We start from the raw sequence: 8295 nt of genomic DNA, 5'->3' as shown, positions 1-8295 counted from the left end.
CTAAAACACCAATCATGCCCGTTCTAGCAACAACAGTGAGACTAAAACTAGGCAATCTGGTGGGTCCTTCGCCTTACCGGCCGGCAGATATGGGCTGGAGCGGTGCGAACACAACTTGAAGCCTCGAAAGAACCGAGTCTACAAGGTTGGTTTTCTGCTAAGCCGGCAAGAAACGCCGACCAAGCAGAACGACGCGCCTGAGCCCATATCTGCCGACCTCTCGGCTTACACAGTGTGCGGAGACGACGGAGATAATGACTGTAACCGTCACTATCGATTGGACCAAAAGCGCTAGTCTCCAGGTTTTCCAATCGTTGTCATGATAGAACACAATCAGAGCCGAAGGAGGACAGGGATGTAGCCGGCCGTGGAGGTGGTGTTGGCTGGCGCTTCATCAGCCAGCTTACAGCACGGGCGACTTTGGAGACACGCGGTCTTCGTGGCTTCAAAGCGAGCGAGAAGACTGGTGATTTTCCAGTCTGAAGCGTCCCCACAGCAGGCGGAATCCCTGGCAGCCGCAGTGCGGCAATTTCACACTATCTTAATGGTTCGAATCCTTGCCAATACTGGTGCGAGACAGGTATTTCATCTTTCAACCTTTAGTTAGTTTGATTGAAAATGGTCGCGTTCCCACAGCAGGCGGAAGCTCTGGCAGCCGCAGTGCGACCAGTTAACACTACCTCCAAACCGATTAACCATTAAGTCATCCTGATACTAGTTACGATAATTTTCTAATCGTTGAGTAGGTATGGTATAATGACGAATCACGTCTGTTAAGTTAGCTTAACAACGATTTAATCGAAATGACGTTTCAACGGCTTGCCCAGTACCTGAGAGTGGCGGATTCGTGTTTTGCCATTTAAAATAAGTGTGACTGGCGCGGAATCGAGCATTCCACGCCACAGGTTACAGGTTGATTACTTTTGGAACCGGAAAACGCTTTAAACTGACCGGACTTAGGGTAAAAGTTTCATCTTAACCTGGATAGTGGTAAAATGTAGGTTGATTTATCGCAAATAAATGGGTAACTTTAAATAGACTTATTAAATGTACTGAAGGGAATTCTCACATGGCAAATATTTTGAAACGATGGGTCGAAAGTGATCGAAGAACTTTACGACGCCTCAGTAAATTAGCGGATGAAGTTGGCGCTTACGCTGATGAATACGGACAACTTTCAGATGAAGACCTGAAGGCTAAAACGCCAGAATTTAAGCAACGTTACCAAGACGGCGAAACCCTGGATGATTTATTACCAGAAGCTTTCGCCGCTATTCGTGAAGGTGCTAAGCGGGTTCTCGGCCTCTATCCATTCCATGTTCAAATCATGGGGGGAATTGTGCTTCATGAAGGTAACATTGCCGAAATGAAGACTGGTGAAGGGAAAACCTTGACTGCAACGATGCCTGTTTATTTAAACGCCATCTCCGGCGAAGGGGTGCACGTGGTTACGGTCAACGAATACTTGTCCGCACGTGACGCCACTGAAATGGGTGAACTTTACAACTGGATGGGGCTGTCAGTTGGGTTGAACTCAGCTGCCAAGTCTCCTGAAGAAAAACGGGAAGCTTACCAAGCCGACATTACGTACTCAACCAACGGGGAAATCGGGTTCGATTACCTGCGTGACAACATGGTCGTGTACAAAGAAGACATGGTTCAACGTCCTTTGAACTTCGCGATTGTCGATGAAGTTGACTCCATCTTAATTGATGAAGCCCGGACGCCACTGATTATTTCTGGCCAGTCTGAAGGAACGAGTGCCCTTTACCAACGGGTGGACCGTTTCGCTAAGACTTTACATGAAAAAGAAGACTTTAAGATCGACCTGGAATCCAAGACGGTTGCATTAACCGATACTGGAATCGAAAAGGCCGAAAAGTACTTCAACTTGAAGAACTTGTATGACACTGACAACACAGCCTTGACCCACCATATGGACCAAGCGTTGCGGGCGAACTTCATCATGCTGCGTGATAAAGATTACGTGGTTCAAGATGGAGAAGTCTTGATCGTTGATTCCTTTACTGGACGGGTTATGGACGGTCGTCGTTACTCTGACGGCCTGCACCAAGCCATCGAAGCCAAGGAAGGCGTCGAGATTCAAGAAGAAACCAAGACCATGGCCAACATCACCTACCAAAACTTGTTCCGGATGTACACTAAGTTAGCCGGGATGACTGGGACGGCGAAGACCGAAGCCGAAGAATTCCGGGAAATTTACAACATGGAAGTTATCTCCGTGCCAACCAACAAGCCGGTTGTCCGGGTCGATGAACCTGACCTGTTGTACCCAACTTTGGAATCCAAGTTTAATGCCGTGGTTAAGGAAATTAAGATGCTACACGAAAAGGGCCAACCGATGTTAATCGGGACCGTTGCCGTGGAAACTTCCGAATACCTGTCTCAACGATTGGATGATGAGAAGATTCCGCACGTGGTCTTGAACGCCAAGAACCACGCGAAGGAAGCCGATATCATTCAAAACGCTGGGCAACGGGGCGCCGTTACCATTGCCACCAACATGGCTGGGCGGGGGACCGATATTAAATTGGGACCCGGCGTGGTTGAAATTGGTGGGTTAGCCGTTATCGGGACTGAACGTCACGAATCACGGCGAATCGATAACCAACTTCGTGGACGTTCTGGTCGTCAAGGGGACCCTGGTATGACCCAATTCTACTTGTCGCTTGAAGATGACTTGATGCGGCGATTCGGTTCCGACCGAGTTAAAGCATTCTTGGAACGGATGAACGTTGACGGTGAAGATGCCGTTATCCGGAGTCGCATGATTACGAAGCAAGTGGAATCCGCGCAAAAGCGGGTTGAAGGGAATAACTATGATTCCCGGAAGAACGTGCTGCAATACGATGACGTTATGCGTCAACAACGTGACGTTATTTATGGCGAACGTAACCAGATCATTAACCAAGATAAGTCACTGAAGTGGGTCTTGATGCCAATGATCAAGCGGACTGTCGATCGGGTGGTTAACTTACACACGCAGGGCGACCAAGCTGATTGGGATTTGGATACGTTACTCGACTTTGGGATTTCCGCAATGGTTTCACCGGATAAGATTAGTCTGAGTGATTTGAAGGACAAGTCTGCCGACGAGATCAAGACTTACTTTATGGGCCTGGCAACTGACGTCTATGAAGAAAAACAAAAGCAACTCTACGATCCAGCACAAATGTTGGAATTCGAAAAGGTTGTGCTCTTGCGGGTCGTGGACTCACACTGGACCGATCATATCGATACCATGGACCAATTGCGTCAATCCATTGGGTTGCGGGGCTATGGTCAGTTGAACCCACTGGTTGAATACCAACAAGACGGGTTCCGGATGTTTGAAGAAATGATCTCTGACATCGACTATGACACCACGCGGTTGTTCATGAAGTCTGAAATTCGACAAAACATTACCCGTTAATGGGTGAGTAGACGAGGCGGGAGATTATTCCAGCCTCGTTTTTGCTTAATGGTAATTATCTCCAGCTGTCGTAGGACGATTACGTTAGCCGAGAAGTTGGCAGGTATGGGAATCAGGTGCATCGTTCGCACCGTTTCAGCCCATATCTGCCGGTAAGGCGAAGCTCACCATCAAATTTGCCAAATGATAAATAAAAAATAATTTAAAAGGAGCCAATCAACATGGAATTAAGTGATGCCAAACGCGAAATTGCGACCATGCGTGAACAACTAACCGGCTTTAGGGGGTCGCTTTGACTTCGATGCACTGAACGAAAGCATCAGTGTTAACGAAGCGCAAATGGCCCAACCGGATTTCTGGGACGATGCGCAGGCGGCCCAAAAGTTAATTGATGAAACTAACGAAATGAAAAAAAAGGTGGATGAATTTCAACACCTTGCTGATCAAATCGGCGACCTTGAAGTTGCTATCGAGTTGCTACAAGAGGAACCGGACGCGGACATGCAAGCGGAGTTTGAGAAAAACTTTGCGACGGCTCAAGCAGCCTTACGGCAATATAGCCTGAACATGTTGCTGAATCAACGGTACGATCACAACAATGCGATTTTAGAAATTCATCCCGGCGCTGGGGGCACGGAATCCCAGGACTGGGGCGACATGCTGATGCGGATGTACACACGCTGGGCGGAGCAGCATGACTTTAAGGTCACCATTTTGGACTACCAGCCCGGCGATGTTGCTGGACTGAGTAGTGCCACGCTGTTGATTGCTGGGCACAATGCGTATGGCTATCTGCGTTCAGAAAAGGGTGTTCACCGCCTGGTTCGAATCTCGCCATTTGACTCGGCCGGACGGCGGCATACGTCGTTTGCGTCGGTCGATGTCTTGCCCGAATTGGATGATTCCGTCGACGTTGAAATCAATCCAGCGGACTTAAAGGTCGATGTTTACCGGGCTTCCGGTGCTGGTGGACAACACGTTAACAAGACGTCTTCGGCCGTCCGAATCACGCATATTCCAACTGGTATCGTGACGCAAAGTCAGGCCCAACGGTCGCAATTGCAAAACCGGCAGACGGCTATGGGAATGTTACGGGCGAAGCTGTACGAACGTGAAGAAGAAAAGAAGGCCGCTGAGAAAGCCAAGCTTGAGGGCGACCAGATGGACATTGGCTGGGGGTCGCAGATTCGGTCTTACGTTTTCCATCCCTACACGATGGTCAAGGATCACCGAACAAACTACGAGACTGGTAATGGTCAGGCTGTGATGGACGGGGACCTCGATCCCTTTATCGATGCTTATCTGCAATGGCAACTCAGTCAGAAGAATCCAGATTAAAAAAGTGACCGGTTTAACAGCCGAATGATTGCAAGGGTAACACGAATGTCGTGTTACCCTTTTTTGTTTCATGCTATACTTGGGACAACTATCTTTTCAGGAAAGGTGTCGATGACATGCGGACTTTTATTGCTTGTGGTAGTTTCTTACTACAACCATTAGTTTGGCTAGCTGTTTTGCGAATCTGGCTGACTAGTCGTTCTCGAATCAAAGGGGAACGACATGATTTTGGCAGTGCGGTCTTTAGCGACCATTTTGAATTGCGGCATTTACTAACGCAGGGAGTTGTTTTGGGATTAGGATTGTCCATCATCAATTTATTGATGGGATTTAGCCTACCCTTACTGTGGATCATGGTGTACGAGGCGTTGGCGTTTGCGACACTTCTCTTGATTCCGACCACGGTGCTCCCCGTCCTCTTGATCGTGGTCACCACGTTGATTACGGTCTTGGGCAGTTCTTACATAACGGATAAACCGGACTTAACCACGGTGGGACTCCATTGGGGGAGTGTGCCGGTGCAAAATTACTTCTGGTTAGTAGCCATGTTTTTCCTTTTACTGGGACACTGGCTGGCCAATTATGGTGGTCGGTTTGTTAGCCCTAAAATTTACGCTAAGCAACGGGGCAAACGCATTGCGGGTTATCCGTGGCGAGAATTTTTAGTATTGCCCATGGTGACACTGGTTCCCGGCGACTGGTTGACCAGTCACTTAGCGTTTTGGCCGGTCTTTCACATTCAGGGACAATCCTTTGCCATATTGGTGATCCCACTCCTAGTGGGGCTGCGGTTTACGGTCTTTCGGCAGGTGCCAAGGGACGTTTACCAGCGGTTAGGCAAACAAATGATTTGGTTAGCCGTAATTGCCATGGCCTTCTTAGGTTGGTCAACGGCCCAACCACAAATATTACCGGTCGGATTAATCGTCCTGTTAGTTGGTTATGGGTTTATCCTTTGGCGAGCAAAACGTTATGATGATCGGCAACAATTCTGGTATTCTCAAGTAGATGACGGGGTCCGTGTTTTGGGGATTCGGCCCCGGACACCGGCGGTTAAATTAGATTTGAACGCTGGCGATATTATTTTAGAGTGCAATCATCAATCTGTGAATAGTGAAACGGCCTTCTATGAAGCCTTACTGACCAATCCCACGTATTGTCATTTGCGGGTACGGAATATGGCGGGTGAGTTGAAGGTCACCGAAACCGCAATTTATTCCGGCGCACCACACGAGATTGGTATCGTTCTATTCAGAGATCAGGAGGGGTAAACCTATGAGTAGAGTCCTAGTCGTCGACGATGAACCGGCCATCGTCACCTTACTGCAGTACAACTTGGAACAGGCAGATTATCAAGTTGTGACGGCAATCGATGGTGAGCAGGCGCTGAATTTGGCCCTGCATGAGAAATTCGACGTAATTTTATTGGATCTAATGTTGCCTAAAATGGACGGCGTTGAAGTGACCAAACGACTACGCCAGGAAAAAATCAGTACGCCGATTATTATGATTACCGCCAAAACGAGTGAGTTTGATACGGTTTTTGGACTGGAACTTGGTGCGGATGATTATATCACGAAGCCGTTCAGTCCACGAGAGGTCATCGCGCGCATGAAGGCCGTGATGCGGCGGTACCACGACGATGATGGGCCAACGAGCATGGCGGCCAAGATGGATCATCGGTTACAGGTGGCTGATCTGACGATTGATCAGGACAAGTTCCAAGTGAAACGCGGTGATCAGTCGATTGATTTAACACCTAAGGAATTTGAGCTGTTGCTCTTCTTTGCCAAGCGTCCTGGTAAGGTGTGGAGTCGTGAGCAACTGCTGGAGGGCGTTTGGGGATTCGACTATAGTGGTCAGACCCGGATGGTGGATATTCACGTGTCCCATTTACGAGAAAAAATCGAGTTGGACCCGAAACATCCGGTGTTACTGAAGACGGTGCGTGGCTTTGGGTACACGTTTGAGGGGCAACCATGATTGCGCTCAGGCGCGTAATGGTCGCCTGGGTCGTGATTGGGTTAGGTAATACGGTACTCGTGTGGGTCGTCCGGCCGCAACATTTGGCTTTGGCGACCCTTATCGCGTGGTCGTGGGCATTGGTCGAGGCAGCTGGCGTCAGTCTGCTCTTTCACTGGGCGGACCAGCGCATCAGTATTTTAACTAAAAAGGTTGAGGGCATTCGGCACGAAGAAACGCCGGCGCACGTCTTGCTGTCACCGCACGACCCGTTTTACCAGTTGGCGCTACAGATCAATTACCTGCAGACCCATCAACGCAAGGTTCAGCGGCAAATGGCCGGGCAAAATCAGGAATTCGCGACGTTATTGGACTACTTGCCGATCGGAGTCATGGTGATTGACCGCTATCGCAAGGTAGAACTGGCAAATCCGGCGATGGAACAGTTCTTGCAGCATCGAATCTCGCCACGGCGGCATCCATTTACGCAGGATGTCCGGCAATTTGAGTTAGCCAGTCTGATCAACTCGGCGCTAAATGAACGGCAGACGCAGCACCATACCTTGAAGTTACCCGGGTCGCCCAATGAACGGACGGTCGACGCGCGCGCCATTTACACGGCGACCTCTCAGGATTACTTTCAGGTGTTGGTCTTGCTCTATGACGTGACCGAAGTCTATGCAGTCGAGCAGATGCAGATGGACTTTGTATCCAATGCGTCACATGAGTTGAAGACACCGGTGACGGCCATTTCCGGCTTTGCGAAGACCCTGTTAGCGGGGGCCAAGGATGACCCGGAGAAGTTGGTCGAATTCTTGGAAATTATTGATCAGCAGAGCGAACGACTAGTTGAGCTGATCAACGACGTGTTAACGATTTCACACATCGAGTCGGGTAACTCGGTCGAGGCCAGTGAGGTGCCAGTGGGTCAGGTGATCGCCAATCAGGTTCACTTATTGACGCCGTTAGCGGCCGTTAATCAGGTGACGCTGGACAATCAGGTGCCGACAGACTTGATGGCCGTGACCGACCAACGAAAATTTGACCAGGTCCTGAAAAATGTCTTGAGCAACGCGATTAAATACAATCGACCCCAGGGGAGTGTGACTTTAACAACCCGGGAAATGGGACGTGAGTGGTCACTGACGATTGCGGATACGGGTGTTGGTATTTCACCACAGGATCAACTACGAGTCTTCGAACGCTTTTACCGTGCGGAAATTTCGCATTCCAATCAGTTGGTGAGCGGCAGTGGCCTGGGATTGGCCATTGTCAGAGAACTCGTCCAGTCGTTGAATGGTAAGATCGATTTGCAAAGTACGTTGGATGTTGGGACCAAGGTCACGATGACCTTTCCGAAGGACTTCCCGGCGCAAGATTAGTGAAATGCAGTTATCATGGTTAACTAAAGTTTGAAAGTTCTAAAATACCAGTCACGCCTGTTCTAGCAACAACAGTGAGACTAAAAATAGGCAATCTGGTGGTCCCTTCGCCTTACCGGCCAGCAGATATGGGCTGGAACGGTGCGAACACAACTTGAAGCCTCGAAAGATCCGAGTCTA

Annotated in this window: 5 protein-coding genes; all 5 read left to right on the top strand. The window is 49.2% G+C overall.

Annotation, left to right across the window (positions count from 1 at the left end; genetic code table 11):
- Positions 1-1069 precede the first annotated feature (1069 nt).
- The 5 genes from secA to FC99_RS09930 all read left to right on the top strand — a co-directional run bounded on the left by secA (position 1070) and on the right by FC99_RS09930 (position 8115).
- Positions 1070-3433 (top strand): preprotein translocase subunit SecA, encoded by a 2364-nt coding sequence (gene secA / locus FC99_RS09950; RefSeq protein WP_048732406.1) that lies wholly within the window; start codon positions 1070-1072, stop codon positions 3431-3433.
- Between the two features lie 221 nt (positions 3434-3654).
- Positions 3655-4771, top strand: a protein-coding gene (gene prfB, locus FC99_RS09945) for a peptide chain release factor 2 (RefSeq protein WP_156166879.1) whose coding sequence is annotated in 2 segments (ribosomal slippage) — positions 3655-3726 and positions 3728-4771 — 1116 coding nt in all. Because the reading frame shifts where the segments join, the coding sequence is not laid out codon by codon here.
- A 116-nt stretch (positions 4772-4887) separates the two neighbouring features.
- Complete coding sequence (locus tag FC99_RS09940; protein WP_048732402.1) at positions 4888-6042, top strand: PDZ domain-containing protein; 1155 nt, start codon at positions 4888-4890, stop codon at positions 6040-6042.
- A gap of 4 nt (positions 6043-6046) precedes the next feature.
- Positions 6047-6754: a response regulator transcription factor gene (locus tag FC99_RS09935; RefSeq protein ID WP_048732400.1), complete on the top strand. Its 708-nt coding sequence runs from the start codon at positions 6047-6049 to the stop codon at positions 6752-6754.
- The gene (locus FC99_RS09930) at positions 6751-8115 is read left to right on the top strand and encodes a sensor histidine kinase (protein ID WP_048732398.1); all 1365 of its coding nucleotides are present in this window, start codon (positions 6751-6753) and stop codon (positions 8113-8115) included. The genes FC99_RS09935 and FC99_RS09930 overlap by 4 nt, the downstream gene beginning before the upstream one ends.
- Positions 8116-8295 lie beyond the last annotated feature (180 nt).

Origin of the sequence: Levilactobacillus koreensis JCM 16448, from assembly GCF_001435525.1 — a bacterium.
Taxonomy (GTDB): Bacteria; Bacillota; Bacilli; order Lactobacillales; family Lactobacillaceae; genus Levilactobacillus; species Levilactobacillus koreensis.
Note: the sequence above shows the minus strand (reverse complement) of the source record. Positions and strands in the feature narration are given on the sequence as shown.

Excerpts from the sequence above, each read along its gene's own strand:
- secA (WP_048732406.1), top strand. The coding sequence starts at position 1,070 with ATGGCAAATATTTTGAAACGATGGGTCGAAAGTGATCGAAGAACTTTA.
- FC99_RS09940 (WP_048732402.1), top strand. The coding sequence starts at position 4,888 with ATGCGGACTTTTATTGCTTGTGGTAGTTTCTTACTACAACCATTAGTT.
- FC99_RS09935 (WP_048732400.1), top strand. The coding sequence starts at position 6,047 with ATGAGTAGAGTCCTAGTCGTCGACGATGAACCGGCCATCGTCACCTTA.
- FC99_RS09930 (WP_048732398.1), top strand. The coding sequence starts at position 6,751 with ATGATTGCGCTCAGGCGCGTAATGGTCGCCTGGGTCGTGATTGGGTTA.